We start from the raw sequence: 18694 nt of genomic DNA, 5'->3' as shown, positions 1-18694 counted from the left end.
TGCACTCGATTTAGGCCGCCTGCGGCCAGGAATGCTGCCTCTCCGCCTCGAGCAACTGCTCGGCCCTTCGGGTGAACTCATTGCCGGGCAGGCCCGGCTCGATGGGATCGAGGTAGGAGACCGAGATGGTCCCTCCCCGCTTGACGGGCCGGTCCACACCCCAGAAGTGTCCCGAGTTCAAGGCCACGGGAAGAACCACCCGGTCGAGCTTCGCGTAGAGAAGCTCGACGCCGCGCTTGAACGCGATGGGCTCGGAGACGGATTTGCGCGTGCCCTCCGGAAAGATCAGCACGGAGCGCCCTTGAGCCAAGGCGGCGCGGCTCTCGTCCACCATCTTCCGAACGGCCTTCGAGCCGCTCTCGCGGTCGATCAAGATCATCGGAGAGTTGCGCAGGAACCACGAGAAGACCGGGATGGTCAAAAGCTCCTGTTTGGCGACGATGGCCACATCCGGAAAGAGCGCCAGGAACGCCAGGGTCTCCCAGGTCGACTGATGATTGGCGACGATCAGGCAGGGCTCGTCGGGAATGTTGTGAAGGCCGCGCTCCGCATAAGTCAGGCCGACGATACGCTTCAGGCCGGCCAGGATGCCCCGCGCCCACAGCCGCGAGGCGAGACGCACGCCGCGCTCAGGCGAGCCGCACAGCCACAGCACGGCGAGAACGGGCGCGAAGAGGCCGGTCCAGAGGGCCAGATAGACATCGAAGAGTTTGGAGCGGAGAAACTGCATGATGATGAAATGCTTTGGATGAATCAGCGTTCGAGGCGCATCACGCTCTGCCGCGATGCCGGTTCACAAGCAACAAAAAACGAAGCGGCGCATGATCACATGCGCCGCCTGCAAGACCGATAGAAAGCCCTGTTGTCAGGCCTTACTCTGCAGCCTCGGCGCGAGGCGCAGCGGTCGGAGCCGCAACCGGACGGCGGGCGCCGGCGGCGCCGGGACGGGGCTTCGGCTTGGGAGCTGCGATCAGCCCTTCCCGGATGGCCTGCTTGCGGGCGGCCTTGCGGTTGCGCCGCACGGCCTCGGCCTTCTCGCGGGTCTTTCGCTCGGAGGGTTTCTCATAGGCCTTCCGCGCCTTCATTTCGCGGAAGATGCCTTCGCGCTGCATCTTCTTCTTGAGAACCCTGAGGGCTTGATCGACATTGTTGTCGCGTACCAGAACCTGCAATGGATGTCCTCTCTATCAATTGGTGTGTTGCTTCGCTCAGGCCTGCACCTGGCGGATCGGATCGGCGAAGAGATTGAGACGCAGTGGCCTCAAGCGCTCCGGATTTCGCCCTCGCGGACGGCCTTCTCGGTCATGCCCGACTTGATGCGATATGACACTTCGCCGGTCTGGTCGGCCGGCATGAGCCGCACGACCTCATAGACGTTGCCGGAATTCATCCGGGTATCGGAAAACCCCGGCTGCGCCAGCCGAACCATCTGCCGAACTTTGAACTTGTGAGTCATCGCTTGGGTTCCTCTTTTACTTGCGGGCCTTGCGGGCCGCATAGCGGGCATCGCGCGCCGCCTTGCGCTCGACTTCGAGCCTTGCGTCATCGGCAGCCTTCTCGGCCGCCAGCCGCTCATTCTGCTCCGCCTGCAACTTGTCCTGCTCGGCCTGTTCGGCCGCGCGAGCTTCGCGCTCGGCCGCCATGCGGGCATCATCGGCAAGGCGCTTGGCCTCGCGCTCGGCGGCTCTCGCATCGCGCGCGGCGCTCACTGAGGCCCGGGCAGCCCGCCGCTCCGCAACCGCCGGGTCGTCATGTCCCGGACGTTGCCGAAACTTGTCCGCCATGGCCTGCTTCGCGTTCTTGGCCGCATTGAGCCGTTCGCCGAGATCCTGATGCTTCATTCCGCTCATTGTTCCTATGTGTTGCCTCGTCGACCTGAAGGCCGATTACCGGACGCGCCGGATGCTGGCGATGTCGCCGCCGGGAAGAGTGCCCTGCTCCTGCTGGGCGCGCGCGATGATCCCGACCGCACGGGGATCGCTCGCCTTTCCGGGATTGTCGACCCAGAGATACGCCCTGCGGGCGTCGGCGTAATCGACCACGAACATCACGGATTTCGCAACTGAGGCTTTTCGAAAGGTGTTCATCGCGTCCTCGCCGGTTTCGCCATCAAAGATGGCGTTGCAAAAAGCAGAAGCCGCCCCACGGGGGAGCGGCTTCGTCATTCAGGCGCTGTATGAGGCGCCCGTCATCATTAGGCCGTCTGGATGTTGTTGACGGCAACCTTGCCGGAACGGCGATCCTCGGCGGTGTCGAAGGAGACCTTCTGGCCTTCGCGAAGGCCGCGGATGCCGGCGCGCTCGAGAGCGGTGGCGTGAACGAACACGTCCTTCTCGCCGTTGTCCGGCTGGATGAAGCCGAAGCCTTTTTGATCGTTGTAGAACTTAACGGTGCCTGTCATCATGGCAGTATTCCTTGGAGTTTATGCATTAGTGCACGTGAGCTTGGAGGCGTGCGGAAGCGCGCCCTCAAGCTCGGGTTCGTCGAAGTTTGGAAGAGTGTCTGAACGTGCGCCTGGCATGCCAAGGCGTAACGGCCCGATTGTCCGGCCAAAGGTCGATGATCCTGATGTAGGGCTCTCCCACCCCAAATACAAGACGCCATTTTGAGAAAATGCCGATCCCGGGATGAGCATTGTTCTTCGAAGCGGGCCAGTTTTCTGGAAAAATCACGCAATAATCGCGGCTTGGCCCCTGGTTTTACTTTCCTCAAGCGAGCCGATTTATCCGCTTCCTGAAAGTTTTATCTTGCCATCAGGCGGGGAATGCCCCATGTATGTTGTATCCAACCGAGATGTTCGGCCTGCTCTCCCTAGCTCGTGATCGAGCCGCCGAGCCCGCTTACCGTTCCCATCGTTTGTTACAATCAGCCCTTTCGGGGCGATTTTTCCTGTCGGTGCGCTGCGCCGGCCGTTTCACTCCCACAAGAAGCCGTCCGGGCCATGCCCCATGCGGCCACAGGTTTATCATGTTGACTGCCATTCAAGCTCAGAATTCCAAGAAGTCCCACCAGCATCCCAAGGCTCCTTCGCAGGCGAAGTCCGCCCCGAAGCCGCAATCGTCCGGCCTCTCCCGGGAGGAGATCCGCCAGATCGTCCTCGAGATGATCGGCTGACGACCCGCTCTCGGGCGCAAACGGGCCGCCCGTAGCCCCTTAAAAGCCAGGTCCGTGCCTTCCACGGGCCTGTGCCCTACATTACCCCGAAACCAAGCGCATCGTGCGGCCCCTGGGGCCGCACGATGCGCTGCTTAAAAGATTGAGCATCGGATGCATCGCAAAAGTGGAATCCGCTTTTGGGTCCGAGGCTCTAGCGTATCCGGGGAGTGACGCTGCCGTGAGAGTAATCGTCTGTGGTGCCGGACAGGTCGGCTCGACCATCGCCCGCCACCTCGCCTCCGAGGGCATCGATGTGACGGTGGTGGATCTGTCACCCGAACAGGCCAGGCGGGCGGACGAGAGCTACGACGTTCGCGGGATGGTCGGTCACGCGGCTCACCCCGAGGTTCTCAAGCGGGCGGGCGCGCAGGATGCGGACATGCTCATCGCCGTGACCCGCTCCGACGAGGTCAACATGGTGGCCTGCCAGGTCGCCTATTCCCTGTTCAACGTCCGCCGGCGCATTGCCCGTGTCCGCCATCATGGCTACCTGGAGCCGATCTGGCAGGGTCTCTATGCGTCCGATCAGTTGCCCATCGACGTGATCATCTCGCCCGAGGTGGAGGTCGCCAACGGGATCGTCCGGCGTCTCAAGACACCCGGCGCCTTCGACACCGTGCCGCTGGCCGACGGCCGGGTTCACCTCCTCGGGGTCCATTGCAATACGGGCGGATGCTCCCTGGTTGGGCGGCGGATGAAGGAGCTCTCCATGTCGGGCGGCTCCGGCATCGTCGTCGGCGTCATCGTGCGCAACGGCCAAGCCTTCGTGCCGCGGGCCGAGGATCAGGTGCAGCAGGGCGACGACGTCTACGTCATCACCGAGACGGCGCGCGTGGATCAGGTCATGGCGTATCTCGGCCACGAGGAGCAGGTCGCCCGCCGCATCGTCATCGTCGGCGGCGGCAATGTCGGCCTCAACCTGGCGACCCGGATCGCCCGCCATGCCCCTTACGTCTCGCTCAAGATGGTCGAGCATTCGCGAGAGCGGGCCGAGTACATCTCCCGCGAGCTCCGCGATTCCGCCGTGGTGATCCAGGGCGATGCGCTCGACAAGGAGGTGCTGCTCGAGGCCAATGTCCAGAGCGCCGAGACGATCATCGCCGTGACCAACGATGACGAGACCAACATCTTCGCGTCGGTTCTCGCCAAGCGCGAGGGCTGCACCCGGGCCATCACCCTGGTGAACAAGACTTCCTACGAGCACGTGCTGCCGGCGCTCGGAATCGATGCGGTGGTGAGCCCGAGCGCCATCACCATCTCGACCATTCTGCGCCATGTGCGCCACCGCTCGATCTCGGCGCTTTACACCCTGCGGGAAGATTTCGGCGAGGTGATCCAGGCCACCGCCCAGGAGGGCTCGCGACTGGTGAAGGGCACCCTGCGGGATGTCGGCATGCCGGACGGCATGCTGATCGGAGCCATCGTCCGCAACGGCGAGGTGATCATTCCGACCAGCTCGACCCGGGTGCATGCCGGCGACAGCATCATCGCCGTGGTGTCCTATCGGGCCCTGCGCAAGGCCGAGGCGATCCTGGCCGGCCCATCCACCACAACGGGACACTAGCGCGTCATGCGTGAGAGATCGTACTCAGGCGTATGGGCTCCGCCCTATATCCGCCCGGTCTTCCACCTGACGGGCCGCATGCTCTTCGCGCTTGCGGCCGCCATGCTGCTGCCCGCAGGCGTGGACGCGTTCACGGGCGACCCGGACTGGAGAGCCTTTCTCATCGGCAGCGGCATCACCTTCATCTGCGCGGCCGCATTGACCTATGCGACCCGTTGCCGGCTGTCCGGCGGGCTGACCCTGCGCCAGGCCTTCCTCCTCACGCCCGTCGCATGGACGACCATCGCCCTGTTCGGAGCCATTCCCCTCTACATCTCCGATTACGCCCAGCTCAGGGACCACTTCACCAACGCGTTCTTCGAATCCGTCTCCGGCCTGACGACGACCGGCGCCACGGTGATCGTCGGCCTCGACGACGCTCCACGGGGCATTCTCCTGTGGCGGGCGCTTCTGCAATGGCTGGGCGGCATCGGCATCATCGGTGTGGCCATCTCGATCCTGCCTGCGCTCGGCGTCGGCGGCATGCAGCTGTTCCGCACGGAATCCTCCGACCGGTCCGAGAAGGTGATGCCGCGCGTACGCGAGATCGCAACGGGCATCGTGCTGATCTACGCGGCCCTCACGGTGGCCTGCGCGTTGGCCTATTGGCTGGTGGCGATGACGCCGTTCGATGCCGTCGCCCATGCGCTGACGACCGTCTCGACGGCCGGGTTCTCCACGTCCGACGTCTCGTTGGCGAACTGGAACAATGCCGCCCTGCACTGGATCGCGACCGTGTTCATGCTCTCGGGCGCCGTGCCGTTCGTGCTTTACCTGCGGTTGGTCCAGGGGCAGCGCGACGCCATGCGTGACAGCCAGGTCCGGTTCCTCGCCCTTCTCCTGGCAGCCCTAATCCTGGTGGTTGCCGCATGGCTGATCCTGGTGGCCGGGCACAGCCTCGCCGATGCCCTGCGCTTGGCCGCCTTCAACGTGGTGTCCGTGGTAACGACGACCGGCTATGCCACGGCCGATTATACGCTCTGGGGCAACCTGATGGTCGGCCTGTTCTTCGGCCTCATGTTCGTGGGCGGCTGCACGGGTTCGACCACCGGCGGGATGAAGATCTTCCGGTTCCAGGTGATGATCCGCATGCTCCAGAGCCAGTTCCTGCGCCTGCTCTACCCACGGGGCGTGTTTCCGCGCGTCTATGGGGGCCGGCTGCTGCCGGACGACGTGATCGGCTCGGTGGTGGTGTACTTCTCGCTCTACTTCATCTGCTACAGCGCGCTCACCGTGGCCATGATGGCGTTCGATCTGGATTTCCTGACGAGCGCCAGCGCCGCCGTGTCGGCCCTGTCGAATATCGGGCCGGGCCTCGGGCCGATCATCGGCCCGGCCGGCAACTTCGCCGCGCTGCCGGACGCATCCAAGTGGCTCCTGTGCTTCGGCATGCTCCTGGGCCGGCTTGAGCTGTTCACCGTGCTGATCCTGTTCTTTCCCCAGTTCTGGCGCGGCTAAGGCGGGCTCTTTGGGGGCGTCAGGCGATCAGCGCCGGGGAGCCTTCTTGGCCGCCTCTTCCATGCCGCGAGGGTTCTTCTTCACGCCCTCCCGGAGCACCTTCGCGGCAGCGTCCTGCTCCTGCTCGGGAGAGGCCGAAACGGGCGCGGTATCGCCGCGCGCTTTAAGACCTTGACCGTCAGGCTTCTGGCTGCCCGCCTTCGCGGCCGATTTCAGGGAGCGCAGAGCCTCGGGCTGTTGACCATCCTGCATGCTTTTGGGCATGGGGCGAACTCCTCCAGGGACGGCTTCTTGGCCGCCTCCCAAGGCAATTCCCGTCACGCCTGGGCGTTCCATCCGGGCAGGTTTTCCGCCTTTGACCCTATTCCCTCGCGAAGGCTTGCTCCGCCAGATACGCATTGCGCCTTCGTCCGGCTATGGGCCAATAAGGCATGCGCGATCCGTCCCTGTGGCTCATTCTCTCGGTCGGTCTGACCTTTTTCCTGGCCGGCATGGTCAAGGGCGTGACCGGCATGGGCCTGCCGACGGTGGCCATGGGGGTGCTGGGCACGCTCATGACGCCCGTGACGGCCGCCGCCTTGCTGATCGTGCCGTCCTTCGTCACCAATGTGTGGCAGTTGCTGTCAGGCCCGAGTTTCACGGCGCTGATCCGGCGGCTGTGGCCCATGATGCTGGGCATCGTGCTCGGCACGGTGGCCGGCTCGTTCGTTCTGGCCGACGGCAATACGCGATGGACCACGGCTGGCCTGGGGTTGGCCCTTGTGGTCTATGCCGGATTTACACTGGGGGCGCGGCAACTCTCCGTATCAGCCCACTGTGAGAAATGGCTGTCGCCCCTGGTCGGCCTGACGACGGGCATGGTCACGGGAGGCACGGGCGTCTTCGTCATTCCGGCCGTTCCTTATCTACAGGCCCTCGGGCTGCGCAAAGACGACCTCATCCAGGCCCTGGGGCTGTCCTTCACCGTATCGACCATCGCGCTTGCGGTTGGCCTTGGATGGCGCGGAGCGTTTCAGTTCGACGGCCTCGTCCTGTCGTCGCTCGCCATCGCGCCCGCACTCGCGGGCATGTGGCTGGGGCAGGTTGTCAGGCGCAAGGTCAGCCCCGAAACGTTCCGGCGATGGTTCCTCATCGGCCTGCTGCTTCTCGGGGCTGAACTCGTGCTGAAATCAGCGCTGCAGAGTTGAGAACAGCGCTTTAGGAGCGCTCCTCCCAGACTTTCGCCAGCTCGACGATGGTCTTGACCGCCTTCTCCATGTCCTGGCTCGAGACGAATTCCAGCGGCGAATGGAAGGCATGGCCGCCGGCGAAGATGTTGGCGCAGGGCAGGCCCATGAAGGACAGGCGCGAGCCGTCCGTGCCGCCGCGGATGCTGTCGCGCCGCGGCTCCATGCCGGCGCGCCTGACCGCCTCCACGGCATGTTCGATGATCTCCGGATGCCGGTCGAGCACCTCCTTCATGTTGCGGTACTGCTCCTTGACCGTGAAGGTGTAGCTGGAGCCCGGATAGCTCTTCATCACCTCGCGGGTGATGTTCTCCAGGAGGGCTTCCTTGCTCTTCAGCCCCTCTTCCGTGAAGTCGCGGATGATGAAGCTCAGATGCGCCTTTTCCATCACGCCCGAAGCACCGGTCGGATGGATGAAGCCGTCGCGGCCTTTCGTGGTCTCGGGCGCCATGTCCCTCGGCAGGCGCCCGATGATGTCGCCCGCGATCCTGATGGCGTTTTCCATGCGGCCGTAGGCCTGGCCCGGGTGGATCGCCACGCCCGTGATGGCGATCTCCACGGCATCGGCCGAGAAGGTCTCGTCCTCGATGCTGCCGGCGGCTCCGCCGTCCATGGTGTAGCCGAAATCGGCCCCGAGCTTCTTCAGGTCGACCTTGTCGACCCCGCGGCCGATCTCCTCGTCGGTGGTGAAGAGGATGCGGATCGTCCCGTGCTTGATGTCCGGGTTGTTGATCAGGAACTCGGCGGCCGCCACGATCTCGGCGACGCCCGCCTTGTCGTCGGCGCCGAGCAGCGTGGTGCCGTCCGACGTGACGATGTCGTGGCCGATCATGTCCTTCAGGACCGGATGGTCGGCGACGCGGATGACCCGGGTGGAATCGCCCGGCAGCCGGATGTCGCCGCCCTGGTAGTTGCGGACGATCTGCGGCTTGACGTTCGTGCCGGAGAAGTCCGGCGCCGTATCCATGTGCGCGCAGATGCAGATGACCGGAACGCTGTTCTTCGGCGTGTTCGACGGAATGGTCCCGTAGACATAGCCGTGCTCGTCGAGATGAGCGTCGGATACGCCAATGGACAGGAGCTCATCGACCAGCAGGCGGCCGAGATCCTTCTGCTTTTCGGTGGAGGGCTGGGATTTCGAGGAGGCGTCGGACTGGGTATCGATGACGACGTAACGGAGGAAACGGTCGGTAACGCTGGCGGCCATAGATTGAGATCCAATTCGCGAAGAGGCGATGGACTCTTAGCCGGGATTGGTTGCCGCGTGAATGGGCTGTCTGAAAATCAACAGGATGGCGGCCTCAGGTCGAAGGGATGCTTTCGACCTGAGGCTTCTTAACATTTACCTTTAGGCAGCTTTCACGTCCGTGAGGAAGCTCTGCACCTCGCGGCTGAGATCGCTGGAGTGGCGCGCCAGTTCCTGGGCTGCCCCAAGCACGCGGCTTGCGGCCGTGCCGGTCTGTTCGGCTCCCTGCCTCACGTCGAGGATGCTGCCGCTCACGGACGCGGTGCCGCGGGCGGCCTCCTGCACGTTGCGGGCGATCTCGCCGGTGGCAGCGCCCTGCTCCTCGATGGCTGCGGCAATCGCCACAGAGGTCTCGGACATCTGACTGATGGTGCTTCCGATGTTCTGGATCGCGCTCACCGCCTCGCGGGTGGCCTGCTGGATCTCGACGATTTGAGCCGAGATCTCCTCCGTGGCCTTGGTGGTCTGGTTCGCCAGTTCCTTCACCTCGGAGGCCACGACCGCGAAGCCCTTGCCGGCCTCCCCTGCCCTCGCCGCCTCGATGGTGGCATTGAGCGCGAGCAGGTTGGTCTGACCCGCGATGGTGTTGATGAGCGCGATGACGGCGCCGATCTTCTCCGCCGTGCTGGCCAGGGCCTGAACGGTGACGTCCGTGCGCCGGGTCTCCTCGACGGCCGCGCCTGCGACCTTCGCCGATTGGGAGATCTGGGCGGCGATCTCGCGGGTGGAGATCGACAGCTCCTCGGTGGCCGCAGCCACGGTCTGCACGTTCAAGGATGCCTGCTCGGCCGCCGTCGCAACGGTCTGGGACTGCACGTTGGTTTGATCGGCGGTGGACGCCATGGTCTGGGCCGTGCCCTCCATCTCGAACGCTGCGCTCGAGAGCGTCTGAGTAAGGGTTGCGACATTGGCCTCGAACTGGCGTGTCAGCTGGTCGAGACGCTGCGCCCGACGGGCCTGCGCATCGGCGTCAACCGCATAGATCTTGTCCGCCTCGTCCTTGGCGATCAGCGTGTCCCTGAACACCTCGACCGCATGGGCCATGGCGCCCAGTTCATCGCTGCGGTTGCGCGCCGGCACGTCGATCTGCCGCTCGCCTTCTGCAAGAGACCGCATGACCTGCCCGAGGGCCAGGATGGGTTTGGTGACGCTCCGGCCGATGAAGGTTGCAACCACGCCGATGATGAGGACGATGACGGCGACGCCTGACAGGAGCTTCAGGGCCGTGCTCCACACCTTGGCGGCGGTGTCGTCCGTATAGACGCCCGAGCCGATGATCCAACCCCAGGGCTTGAAGCCCTTCACGTAGGAGATCTTGCCGACGGGCTCCTGCGCACCGGGCTTGGGCCACAGATACGGCACGAACCCGGCGCCACTCTCCTTCACCGTATCGACGAAGGCGACGAACAGGCGGAGGCCAGTGGGATCCTTGTTCTCCGTCAGGTCGGCGCCGACGAGCTCCGGCTTGATCGGATGCATCACCATCTTGGGATGCATGTCGTTGATCCAGAAATATTCCTGAGTGTCGTAGCGCAGGACCCTGATCGCATCGGCGGCTGCCTTCTGGGCTGCCTCGCGGGTCAAGCGGCCGGCACGCTCCTCGGCCTCGTAATGCGCGAGAATGCCATAGGCCGACTCGACCACGTGCTGGGTCTTGACCATCTGCGCCTGGGTGATCTCCTCACGCAGATAAAACAGTGTAACGGCGATGATCGCCGCGATGCCGACCAGTGCCGTCAAGGTAATGGAGTGGATTTTCGTCCCGATGCCAAATTTCATGCGCATGCAGTCCCCCAGAATCTGCAAATCTTTTGTTTGTGGTGATGTTCTGCCCAATCCGACACGGAAGAACCTTCCGTCAGCTTCAGCTGAATTCTTGCGGGAGCAGAGAAAGCTATAAGTTGTCGTGTTTGGTTAAGAAGCGGTTCATGCGGTGCTGAACTGCAGGCATTTTCAACGAAAATCACGCGCTGAACCCGCTGCTCTATGGACCCGCGCCGGCCGTTTCGCCTAACCTGGGGATTGTTCCCTAGGAACGAGGCGGTCTAAGGCCCTGGAGGTTTCGATGAAGCGATCCGACAAAGTCATCATCAGCTGCGCAATCACCGGGTCTATCCACACGCCCAGCATGTCGCCCTACCTGCCGGTGACGCCGCAGCAGATCGCCGAGAGTGCCATCGGGGCAGCGGAGGCCGGGGCCGCGATCCTTCACCTGCATGCGCGGGACCCGCAGACCGGCCGCCCGACGCAGAACCCCGAGGTGTACAAACAGTTTTTGCCTATCATCAAGGATGGCAGCAACGCCATCGTGAACATCACCACCGGCGGCGGGCTCGGCATGAGCCTCGATGAGCGCCTTGCGGCGGCGAAATGGGCGCAGCCCGAAATCGCCTCCATGAACATGGGATCGTTCAACTTCAACATCTCCGGCGCGGGCGGGCGCATCGCGTCGTTCAGGAACGATTGGGAAAAGCCTTATCTCGACATGACCAAGGACTTCATCCTGTCCAACACCTTCGCGCAGATCGAGCGGGGCATGACCGAACTCGGTGCGTTCGGCACCCGTTTCGAGTTCGAGTGCTACGATGTCGGCCACCTCTACAACCTGGCCCATTTCGCCGATCGCGGGCTGGTGCAGCCGCCTTTCTTCGTGCAGGCCATCTTCGGCATCCTCGGCGGCATCGGGCCTGAGCCCGAGAACCTCATGCACATGAAGGCAACGGCCGACCGGCTGTTCGGGAACGACTATTATCTCTCGATCCTCGCCGCCGGCCGGCATCAGCTTCCGTTCGTCACCATGGGGGCCATCCTCGGCGGGCATGTGCGCGTGGGCCTGGAGGACAACCTCTATCTGGGCAGGGGCGAACTCGCGCCGTCGAATGCGGATCAGGTCCGCAAGATCCGCCGCATCCTGGAGGAACTCTCCCTCACCATCGCGACACCGGACGATGCGCGCCGCATGCTGCAGACGAAAGGGCCTGAGAACACAGCCTTCTGAAACCGCGCGAGAGGGCCGCACCGATTTCGTGCGTCCTACTCCTCGGAGCGGCTCGTGGACTCGCGGTCGCGCTCGTATCGTCTTTTGAGCGGAAACGGCGGCAACCAGGACTCGCGACGGATTGTCCAGAGTTCGTAAGTGGGCATCAACTGATCGGGAGCGTCGAGAGATCCCAGATTCACTTCGACTTCATCCGCGCTGCGCGAGAAAACGGACGAGCCGCACCGGGGACAGAAGAACCGCCCGGCGTAATCGCGGGTTTCGCCCTCAATTGACACCGCATCCTGAGGGAAGATCGCGGAAGCGTGGAAGAGAGCGCCATGATGCTTGCGGCAGTCGAGGCAGTGGCAGAGACCGACCCGGTACGGGCGCCCCGACGCCACCAGCCGGACATCGCCGCACAGGCAGCCCCCCGTGAACCGGTCCATGCTGCACCTCCTTCGAGACAAGCGGGCGAAATTTATCACAATTGACAGCGCTGTCATGGCAATTGCCCACTGCTTTCGCCCGGCTTTCCAATCCTGCGCAGACATGCCTAAGATGCATGTCCTAAAACAGGGAGGAAACAATGAAAACGCGTTATGTTCTCAGCGCTCTCGCCGCCTTGGCCATGACCGGAGCCGCGCAGGCGCAGACCTCGGTCAAGCTGGGTGTCCTGAACGACCGGTCCGGCGTTTACTCCGACCTCACCGGCGAAGGATCGGTGATTGCGGCCCGCATGGCCGTCGAGGATTTCAAGGCGGCCGAGAAGGGCATCAAGGTCGATGTGGTGGCGGCGGACCACCAGAACAAGCCGGATATCGGCGCCAGCATTGCCCGGCAATGGTACGACCAGGAAGGCGTCGACGTGATCCTCGACGTTCCCACCTCCTCGGTGGCGCTGGCCGTGAGCGGCATCGCCCGCGAGAAGAACAAGATCCTGATCAATTCAGGCGGCGGCACCTCGGACCTGACCGGATCACAATGCTCGCCCAACACGGTCCACTGGACCTACGACACCTGGGCGCTCGCGAACGGCACCGGCGCCGCTATGGTGAAGCGCGGTGGAAACACCTGGTTCTTCGTGACGGCGGATTACGCCTTCGGGCATGCTCTCGAGCGTGACACGTCGGCTCTCGTGACCAAGGCGGGAGGCAAGGTCGTCGGCACCGTGCGGCACCCCTTCCCGGGCCAGGACTTCGCATCCTTCCTGCTGCAGGCGCAATCCTCGGGCGCCAAGGTGATCGGCCTTGCCAATGCGGGCGGCGACTTCACCAACACCATGAAGCAGGCGGCGGAGTTCGGGATCGTCCAGGGCGGGCAGAGCCTCGCGGGGCTCCTCGTGTTCATCACGGACGTGCATTCCCTGGGCCTTCAGGTGGCGCAGGGCCTCGTCATGACCGAGGCCTTCTACTGGGACCAGAACGACCAGACCCGCGCCTGGTCGAAGCGCTTCGCCGACAGAAACGGCGGCAAGATGCCCACCATGGTGCATGCGGGCGTCTATGCCGGCGCGCTGCACTACCTCAAGGCCGTCGAGGCCCTGAAGGGCAAGGACACCGCGCAGGTGATGGCCAAGATGAAGGAAATGCCCACCGACGATCCGCTGTTCGGCAAGGGCATGATCCGTCAGGACGGTCGCAAGATCCACGACATGTATCTGTTCGAGGTCAAGAAGCCCGCCGAGTCCAAGGGCCCGTGGGATCTCTACAAGCAGCTCGCCACGATCCCGGCCGATCAGGCCTTCCGGCCTCTCAACGAAGGCGGCTGCCCCCTCGCGAAGGGCTGAGCGCAAGCGACAACGATAGGGCCGGGTTCACCCTGGCCCTATTTCTTTTCAGGCTCGGTGACGAAAGAGGCTGTGATGGATCTGGACATTCGAGGGTTGCGCGTTCTTGTGACGGCAGGCGCTGCCGGCATCGGTTTGGAAATTGCCAGAAGCTTCTTGCGCGAAGGCGCGAAGGTGCATGTCTGCGACGTCGACGACGCGGCGCTCGCCTCCTTAGCGACGAGCGATCCCGATGTCACCCGCTCCCGCGCCGACGTTGCGAACCGGCAGGATGTGAGCCGCCTCTTCGACGAGGCTCTACAAGTGCTCGGCGGCCTCGATGTTCTCGTGAACAATGCCGGGATCGCAGGCCCGACCGCGCGGGTCGACGAGGTCGATCCCGAAGATTGGGACCGGACGCTCAGCGTCAACATCACGGGACAGTTCAACTGCGCGCGGCTCGCCGTCCGGCATCTGCAGAAGAGCGATAACGCCTCGATCATCAACCTCTCGTCCGCGGCGGGCCGTTTCGGCTTTCCCCTGCGCTCGCCCTACTCCGCTGCCAAATGGGCCGCAGTGGGGTTCACGAAGACGCTCGCAATGGAGCTGGGCCCGCTCGGGATCCGGGTCAATGCCATCCTTCCGGGCGTGGTGGAAGGCGACCGAATCCGCCGCGTGATCGGCAGCAAGGCCGAGGCGCGCGGGATCAGCTACGAGGAGATGGAGAACGAGCTTCTCCGGCACGTCTCTTTGAGAACCGCCGTCAAGCCGCAGCAGATCGCCGACCAGATCGTGTTCCTGTGCTCGCCGCGCGGACGGACGATCTCGGGTCAGGCCATCGCCATCGATGGGGATACCCAGTCCCTCGCGTAATCGTGACCGCACCTTGAAATGCTCGGTTCGTCCAATCTCCTGCTTGCTTTATCCACCGGCCGCCCGAATATCCTTCGTCCAATCTGTGTCATAAGAGAGCACAGAAGAACCCGGGAGGAACAATCATGCACCGCAGAACCCTTATCCTCGCCGCAGGCGCCGCCGCGCTCATGGCGGCCGTCCCGGGCGCGCAGGCGCAGGAGACCATTAAGGTCGGCCTGATCCTGCCGCTGACCGGCCCCTTCACCGCCATTGGACGTCAGGTGGAAACGGGCGCCAGGCTCTACATGCAGCAGAAGGGCAATACGGTCGCGGGCAAGACCATAGAGCTGATCGTCAAGGATGACGGCGGCGTGGCCGACGCGACGAAGCGGACGGCCCAGGATCTCATCGTCAACGAGAAGGTGAACGTGCTGGCAGGCTTCGGCCTCACGCCGCTGGCGCTCGCCACCGCGCCTCTCGCCACGCAGGCCAAGGTGCCTCAGGTGGTGATGGCGGCGGGAACGGCAACGATCACGGAAGCCTCGCCCTTCATCGTGCGCACCAGCTTCACCCTCCCTCAGGCCACCGAGCCGATGGCCGACTGGGCCGCCAAGAACGGGGTCAAGAAGGTTGTGACGCTGGTGTCGGATTACGGTCCGGGCATCGACTCCGAGAAAGCCTTCTCAGGTGTGTTCACCAAGGCTGGCGGTCAGGTGGAGAATCTGCGGGTACCCTTGGCCAATCCCGACTTCTCGCCCTTCCTGCAGAAGGTGGCGGATGCCAAGCCCGATGCGCTCTTCGTGTTCGTGCCCGCAGGCCAGGGCGCGCAGTTCATGAAGCAGTTCGTGGAGCGCGGCTTCGACAAGAGCGGCATCAAGCTCATCGGTCCCGGCGACGTCACGGACGACGAGGTGCTCAACGGCATGGGCGATGCCGCTCTCGGGGCCATCACCACGCACCATTACTCGGTTGCGCATGACAGTCCCGAGAACAAGTCCTTCGTGGAAGCCTTCAAGAAGATCAGCAACGGAACGCGCCCGAACTTCATGGCGGTGGGCGGCTATGACGGCATGCACCTGATCTACGAGGGCCTGAAGAAGACGGGCGGCCAGGGCGGGCAGGCGCTGATCGACGCCATGAAGGGGATGAGCTGGACCAGCCCGCGCGGTCCGGTCTCCATCGATCCGCAGACCCGCGACATCGTGCAGAACATCTATGTGCGGAAAGTCGAGCGCCGGGACGGGGAGCTCTACAACGTGGAGTTTGCCACGATCCCGAACGTCAAGGATCCGGTGAAGGCCGCAAAGTCCAACTGAACGCAACACGGAGAAGCGCCACATATATGCGGCGCTTCTTACAATGTTTGATGAAAATTTGCTTCAGGTGAGCGGTGCATCCACAATGCACACGACACCGGTGGCCGGAAACAGGATCTGGGCCTTGCCGTCGAGATCCTGAGACAGGCTGCGTTCGATCAGCCGCGATCCGAAACCCCGCCGCGACGGCGCCTGAACCGCGGGGCCTCCGCTTTCCTCCCACTTGAGATGCAAGCGCGGTCCGGTATCGCCGGAATGCACGTTCCAGGCGATCCTGATCATCCCCGCCTCGTTGGACAGAGCCCCGTACTTGACCGCATTGGTGGCCAGTTCCTGCAGCGCCATGGCGATCGCCAGAGCCATGCGGGGCGGTACGCGAACCCTTGCGCCTTCGAGGTGCAGGCGATCCTCGCCACGGCTCGAATAGGGCGCCAAGGCCTCTTCGACGATGTCGTACAGGTCCGCGCCTTCCCAGTTCTCGCGGGTGAGAACGTCATGGGCACGGGATAGGGCGAACAGGCGGGCTTCGAGCGCCTCCTTGGCCTGCTGGGTCGAGGCAGCATTGCGCAATGTTTGCGATGCCACGGACTGCACGGTGGCCAGCGTATTCTTCACCCGGTGATTCAGCTCGTTGATGAGAAGCTGCTGATGCTCCTGGGCAAGCCGGCGGTCGTAGATATCGATGGAGACGCCGAACCAACGGACGATCTCGCCGGTCCGCCGATCGCGATAGGGCTCCGCTCGCACAAGGAACCAGCGATATTCGCCCTCCTTCGAGCGGATGCGATGCTCGACCTCGAAGATGCTACCTGTGCGCCGGGCTTTGTCGTATGCCTCCATGGTGACCGCTTCGTCATCCGGGTGCACGAAATCTGCAGCGACTTGGGCCGCGCTGAAAGGATCATTCTTCGAGCCGGTGTATTCAAACCATTGGCGATTGAAGAACTCGGACCTTCCGTCAGCATCGGTGACCCAGACGATTTGCGGCACGGCATCGGCCACAAGCCGCAGGCGCTCCTCGCTTTCCCGCAGGCGCTCCTCGGCCTCAATTTGCTCAGTGACATCGCCGTAGAACACCGCCAAGCCGTCTCCGACCGGATAGGCGTGCATCGAGATCCAACTCACCCGGCCATGGGGCCAGACATAGCGATGCTTCATTTCGACAGGCATCCTGGTCGCCATGGCCTGCCGGAACATCTCGCCGAGAGCCGGATCGGCATCGGGGTGAGCCTCCCAATGGGTCTTGCCGATGACCTCCTCGCGCGGCCGCCCCTCGAGGCGCAGGGCCTCCGCATTCATGTCGATGATGCGGAAGTCCCGATCCATGAGCGCCAGGCTTTCTCCCATGCCGTCGAGCACGCCGCGCAGGCGCGTCTCGCTCTCGCGCAAGGCCGCCTCCGTGGCGATCCGATCGGTGGTCTCCACCACGATGGCAAGCACGCCTGCGGGCTGCCCGCTCTCGTCAATCACGGGTGAATAGTCCAGGTTCATCCACACCTGCTCGGGAACGCCCTTGCGATGGAGGATCAGTTCCTGATCCCGGAACGACAGGGTGCCGCCGGCCCTACCGACCTTCATGACATGGGCGTTGAACGCGGCGACCTCCGGCCAGCCTTCCAGCACGTTCGATCCCAGAAGTCGCGGGTGGCGCCCTGCGGCGAACACCGAATAAGGATCGTTGTAGATCATGACCCCGTGCTCGCCCCACAGCAGCACCATCGGGATGGGCGAACGGAGCATCAGGCCGACGGTCGTCCTCAGGCTCTGCGGCCAGGCGGAGATCGCCCCGATGGGAGTGCTGGCCCAGTCATAGCCGCGGATGAGCGCCCCGGTCTCGCCGCCATCCTGGAGGAAATCCGGGTAAGCTGGGGTTCTAGTGTCCATCGCCCTGCCCGTCTCTCTGAGCAGCCCCGTCCTTGGGCGCAACTTGGCCGGGGCGGCGACGGGAGGCGGCGACGGGAGGCGGCTCCCGCTCTCACGGCGACAGGCGTTGCGGGCCCTAGCGCGAAGGACAGGTCCAGAACTGTTCGAAAAGGCATAGGCTCTGTCTATGGCTGGGAACGGCGAGGCTACGATCTTTTGTAGCGCCTTCCTGGCCCGCGGCAATGGCCCGGCGCCGCGTCATTGACGCAATGGTGCGGCTGCGGACCAGGCAGAACAGGATCCGCAGTCACGAGGGTTACGCGAAGGCGCGCCCTACTGCACCGTGACCTGATTCTTGATCTTCTCGAAAACCGTGCGGCGCAGGATCTTCTTCTTCACCAGGTCATCGACGGACCGATAGGGCCGCCCCCTGACGATGGCGCGCCCGAGGGTGCCTGCCCCTTTCAGGGTGTTCAGTTGCCCAATGGAAGCTCGGTTGAGGTCGACGAGCCCGGCGGCAGGGCTTTCAGGTTGCGCCGGCTCCGGGAGGCTTGCCTGCCTGGTCACGGCCCCGGTCATGTCGATGTCCACAGGAGGGGCCGGTATCGCCTGATCGGATCGAGCGGAGGCCTGCTCCACGGCGGGCGGCGGCGCAGCGACCGTGTACGCGGGAACGGTTTCCTGCGGGCCGGACGCTGGCACGTAAGCTTCTTTCAGGGATGCGCCCGAGCCTGGAAGGGCCCCGGCCGGATCCGCGTCGGCCACCTGCACGCGCTCGTCCCGCTGCGGCAGTTCCACAATCTGCGGTTCGCCGGCCAGGATCTGCGGCGGCGCCGCGGTGACCATGCTGCCCGAGCGAGCGCCGCTGCCTGCGGAGAGCCACAGGGCCAGCGATCCGCCGGTCATGAGACCGATCACCAGGAGCACGCGCAGCGCCTGGCGAGCTGCATTGTCATGCCGTTCGTGGGGATGGCGGGTTCGTGACAAGTTGCCGATCTGCATGGGGTCCTCGCACCTTTACTCGCGGTAGATGCTCCACTCTTGATGAGCGTGCATGCAGCAAACGGAGTTCATCTCGCCGCATGCAGCGCTAAAGCATCGGACCCAAAAGTGGATTTGCACTTTTGGGAGCAATCCGATGCTTCTTCCCTGGTTGAGAGCATCGTTCGGGCGGAAAACCGGGTCCACTTTTCACTGACGTGGCCCTCCGGGTCCGCACGATGCTC

20 protein-coding genes are annotated in these 18694 nt (G+C 63.9%); 8 read left to right on the top strand and 12 right to left on the bottom strand.

Annotated features, from left to right (window positions below; all coding sequences use genetic code 11):
- Nucleotides 1-10: 10 nt before the first annotated feature.
- The 6 genes from JQC81_RS22100 to JQC81_RS22075 form a co-directional block, all read right to left on the bottom strand.
- Complete coding sequence (locus JQC81_RS22100; protein WP_203273963.1) at nucleotides 11-730, bottom strand: lysophospholipid acyltransferase family protein; 720 nt, start codon at nucleotides 728-730, stop codon at nucleotides 11-13.
- A gap of 142 nt (nucleotides 731-872) precedes the next feature.
- Entirely contained in the window at nucleotides 873-1172 is a 300-nt protein-coding gene (gene rpsU, locus JQC81_RS22095; protein WP_203273961.1) for a 30S ribosomal protein S21, read from the bottom strand.
- A gap of 89 nt (nucleotides 1173-1261) precedes the next feature.
- Nucleotides 1262-1456: a hypothetical protein gene (locus JQC81_RS22090; protein ID WP_203273959.1), complete on the bottom strand. Its 195-nt coding sequence runs from the start codon at nucleotides 1454-1456 to the stop codon at nucleotides 1262-1264.
- Nucleotides 1457-1472: 16 nt separating this feature from the next.
- Nucleotides 1473-1841, bottom strand: coding sequence for a DUF6481 family protein (locus JQC81_RS22085; RefSeq protein WP_312887567.1), 369 nt, complete (start codon nucleotides 1839-1841; stop codon nucleotides 1473-1475).
- 45 nt (nucleotides 1842-1886) lie between these two features.
- Nucleotides 1887-2087 carry a hypothetical protein gene (locus JQC81_RS22080; RefSeq protein ID WP_203273955.1) on the bottom strand — a complete coding sequence of 67 codons (201 nt, stop codon included), beginning with the start codon at nucleotides 2085-2087 and terminating at the stop codon, nucleotides 1887-1889.
- Nucleotides 2088-2194: 107 nt separating this feature from the next.
- Nucleotides 2195-2404, bottom strand: a complete 210-nt coding sequence (locus JQC81_RS22075; RefSeq protein WP_036357668.1) for a cold-shock protein — start codon at nucleotides 2402-2404, stop codon at nucleotides 2195-2197.
- A 563-nt stretch (nucleotides 2405-2967) separates the two neighbouring features.
- On the opposite strand from JQC81_RS22075, the gene JQC81_RS22070 reads away from it, so the two are divergent.
- From JQC81_RS22070 to JQC81_RS22060, 3 genes are all read left to right on the top strand, one after another.
- On the top strand, nucleotides 2968-3114 hold the full coding sequence (locus JQC81_RS22070) for a hypothetical protein (protein ID WP_203273953.1): 147 nt from the start codon (nucleotides 2968-2970) through the stop codon (nucleotides 3112-3114).
- A gap of 220 nt (nucleotides 3115-3334) precedes the next feature.
- Complete coding sequence (gene trkA, locus JQC81_RS22065; RefSeq protein ID WP_203273951.1) at nucleotides 3335-4720, top strand: Trk system potassium transporter TrkA; 1386 nt, start codon at nucleotides 3335-3337, stop codon at nucleotides 4718-4720.
- A 6-nt stretch (nucleotides 4721-4726) separates the two neighbouring features.
- Nucleotides 4727-6217 (top strand): TrkH family potassium uptake protein, encoded by a 1491-nt coding sequence (locus JQC81_RS22060; RefSeq protein ID WP_203273949.1) that lies wholly within the window; start codon nucleotides 4727-4729, stop codon nucleotides 6215-6217.
- A 27-nt stretch (nucleotides 6218-6244) separates the two neighbouring features.
- On the opposite strand, the gene JQC81_RS22055 is transcribed toward JQC81_RS22060, so the two are convergent.
- Nucleotides 6245-6481, bottom strand: coding sequence for a hypothetical protein (locus tag JQC81_RS22055; RefSeq protein ID WP_203273947.1), 237 nt, complete (start codon nucleotides 6479-6481; stop codon nucleotides 6245-6247).
- A gap of 167 nt (nucleotides 6482-6648) precedes the next feature.
- Here JQC81_RS22055 and JQC81_RS22050 point away from each other — a divergent pair, with 167 nt between their 5' ends.
- A complete protein-coding gene (locus tag JQC81_RS22050; protein WP_203273945.1) occupies nucleotides 6649-7404 on the top strand; it encodes a sulfite exporter TauE/SafE family protein in 756 nt (251 codons plus the stop codon).
- 10 nt (nucleotides 7405-7414) lie between these two features.
- Here the strand turns inward: JQC81_RS22050 and pepT are convergent, their stop codons facing one another.
- The gene (pepT, locus tag JQC81_RS22045; RefSeq protein WP_203273943.1) at nucleotides 7415-8650 is read right to left on the bottom strand and encodes a peptidase T; all 1236 of its coding nucleotides are present in this window, start codon (nucleotides 8648-8650) and stop codon (nucleotides 7415-7417) included.
- Between the two features lie 141 nt (nucleotides 8651-8791).
- On the bottom strand, nucleotides 8792-10474 hold the full coding sequence (locus JQC81_RS22040; protein ID WP_312887566.1) for a methyl-accepting chemotaxis protein: 1683 nt from the start codon (nucleotides 10472-10474) through the stop codon (nucleotides 8792-8794).
- Nucleotides 10475-10754: 280 nt separating this feature from the next.
- Here JQC81_RS22040 and kce point away from each other — a divergent pair, with 280 nt between their 5' ends.
- Entirely contained in the window at nucleotides 10755-11687 is a 933-nt protein-coding gene (gene kce, locus JQC81_RS22035; protein ID WP_203273941.1) for a 3,5-dioxohexanoate:acetyl-CoA acetone transferase, read from the top strand.
- A gap of 35 nt (nucleotides 11688-11722) precedes the next feature.
- Here the strand turns inward: kce and JQC81_RS22030 are convergent, their stop codons facing one another.
- Nucleotides 11723-12115, bottom strand: coding sequence for a GFA family protein (locus JQC81_RS22030; RefSeq protein ID WP_203273939.1), 393 nt, complete (start codon nucleotides 12113-12115; stop codon nucleotides 11723-11725).
- A gap of 140 nt (nucleotides 12116-12255) precedes the next feature.
- Between JQC81_RS22030 and JQC81_RS22025 the strand changes: the two genes are divergently transcribed.
- From JQC81_RS22025 to JQC81_RS22015, 3 genes are all read left to right on the top strand, one after another.
- Nucleotides 12256-13455 (top strand): ABC transporter substrate-binding protein, encoded by a 1200-nt coding sequence (locus tag JQC81_RS22025; protein ID WP_203273937.1) that lies wholly within the window; start codon nucleotides 12256-12258, stop codon nucleotides 13453-13455.
- Between the two features lie 75 nt (nucleotides 13456-13530).
- A complete protein-coding gene (locus JQC81_RS22020; RefSeq protein ID WP_203273935.1) occupies nucleotides 13531-14307 on the top strand; it encodes an SDR family oxidoreductase in 777 nt (258 codons plus the stop codon).
- 125 nt (nucleotides 14308-14432) lie between these two features.
- On the top strand, nucleotides 14433-15605 hold the full coding sequence (locus tag JQC81_RS22015) for an ABC transporter substrate-binding protein (protein WP_203273933.1): 1173 nt from the start codon (nucleotides 14433-14435) through the stop codon (nucleotides 15603-15605).
- Nucleotides 15606-15668: 63 nt separating this feature from the next.
- Here the strand turns inward: JQC81_RS22015 and JQC81_RS22010 are convergent, their stop codons facing one another.
- Together JQC81_RS22010 and JQC81_RS22005 are read right to left on the bottom strand one after the other, a co-directional pair.
- A complete protein-coding gene (locus JQC81_RS22010; protein ID WP_203273931.1) occupies nucleotides 15669-17489 on the bottom strand; it encodes a PAS domain-containing HWE histidine kinase family protein in 1821 nt (606 codons plus the stop codon).
- Between the two features lie 312 nt (nucleotides 17490-17801).
- Nucleotides 17802-18470 (bottom strand): helix-hairpin-helix domain-containing protein, encoded by a 669-nt coding sequence (locus tag JQC81_RS22005; RefSeq protein WP_203273929.1) that lies wholly within the window; start codon nucleotides 18468-18470, stop codon nucleotides 17802-17804.
- Nucleotides 18471-18694: the final 224 nt, after the last annotated feature.

The organism is Microvirga arabica (genome assembly GCF_016811235.1).
GTDB lineage: Bacteria > Pseudomonadota > Alphaproteobacteria > Rhizobiales > Beijerinckiaceae > Microvirga > Microvirga arabica.
The sequence above is the reverse complement of the archived record's forward strand: the minus strand, read 5'-3'. Positions and strand labels throughout refer to the sequence as shown.

Bases quoted from the DNA above. Each gene is read 5' to 3' on its own strand.
- JQC81_RS22080 (WP_203273955.1), bottom strand. From the start codon at position 2,087: ATGAACACCTTTCGAAAAGCCTCAGTTGCGAAATCCGTGATGTTCGTG.
- JQC81_RS22025 (WP_203273937.1), top strand. From the start codon at position 12,256: ATGAAAACGCGTTATGTTCTCAGCGCTCTCGCCGCCTTGGCCATGACC.
- JQC81_RS22100 (WP_203273963.1), bottom strand. From the start codon at position 730: ATGCAGTTTCTCCGCTCCAAACTCTTCGATGTCTATCTGGCCCTCTGG.
- pepT (WP_203273943.1), bottom strand. From the start codon at position 8,650: ATGGCCGCCAGCGTTACCGACCGTTTCCTCCGTTACGTCGTCATCGAT.
- JQC81_RS22060 (WP_203273949.1), top strand. From the start codon at position 4,727: ATGCGTGAGAGATCGTACTCAGGCGTATGGGCTCCGCCCTATATCCGC.
- JQC81_RS22075 (WP_036357668.1), bottom strand. From the start codon at position 2,404: ATGATGACAGGCACCGTTAAGTTCTACAACGATCAAAAAGGCTTCGGC.
- JQC81_RS22010 (WP_203273931.1), bottom strand. From the start codon at position 17,489: ATGGACACTAGAACCCCAGCTTACCCGGATTTCCTCCAGGATGGCGGC.
- JQC81_RS22005 (WP_203273929.1), bottom strand. From the start codon at position 18,470: ATGCAGATCGGCAACTTGTCACGAACCCGCCATCCCCACGAACGGCAT.
- JQC81_RS22070 (WP_203273953.1), top strand. From the start codon at position 2,968: ATGTTGACTGCCATTCAAGCTCAGAATTCCAAGAAGTCCCACCAGCAT.
- JQC81_RS22055 (WP_203273947.1), bottom strand. From the start codon at position 6,481: ATGCCCAAAAGCATGCAGGATGGTCAACAGCCCGAGGCTCTGCGCTCC.
- JQC81_RS22085 (WP_312887567.1), bottom strand. From the start codon at position 1,841: ATGAAGCATCAGGATCTCGGCGAACGGCTCAATGCGGCCAAGAACGCG.
- JQC81_RS22015 (WP_203273933.1), top strand. From the start codon at position 14,433: ATGCACCGCAGAACCCTTATCCTCGCCGCAGGCGCCGCCGCGCTCATG.
- kce (WP_203273941.1), top strand. From the start codon at position 10,755: ATGAAGCGATCCGACAAAGTCATCATCAGCTGCGCAATCACCGGGTCT.
- JQC81_RS22090 (WP_203273959.1), bottom strand. From the start codon at position 1,456: ATGACTCACAAGTTCAAAGTTCGGCAGATGGTTCGGCTGGCGCAGCCG.
- JQC81_RS22030 (WP_203273939.1), bottom strand. From the start codon at position 12,115: ATGGACCGGTTCACGGGGGGCTGCCTGTGCGGCGATGTCCGGCTGGTG.
- JQC81_RS22020 (WP_203273935.1), top strand. From the start codon at position 13,531: ATGGATCTGGACATTCGAGGGTTGCGCGTTCTTGTGACGGCAGGCGCT.
- JQC81_RS22040 (WP_312887566.1), bottom strand. From the start codon at position 10,474: ATGCGCATGAAATTTGGCATCGGGACGAAAATCCACTCCATTACCTTG.
- JQC81_RS22050 (WP_203273945.1), top strand. From the start codon at position 6,649: ATGCGCGATCCGTCCCTGTGGCTCATTCTCTCGGTCGGTCTGACCTTT.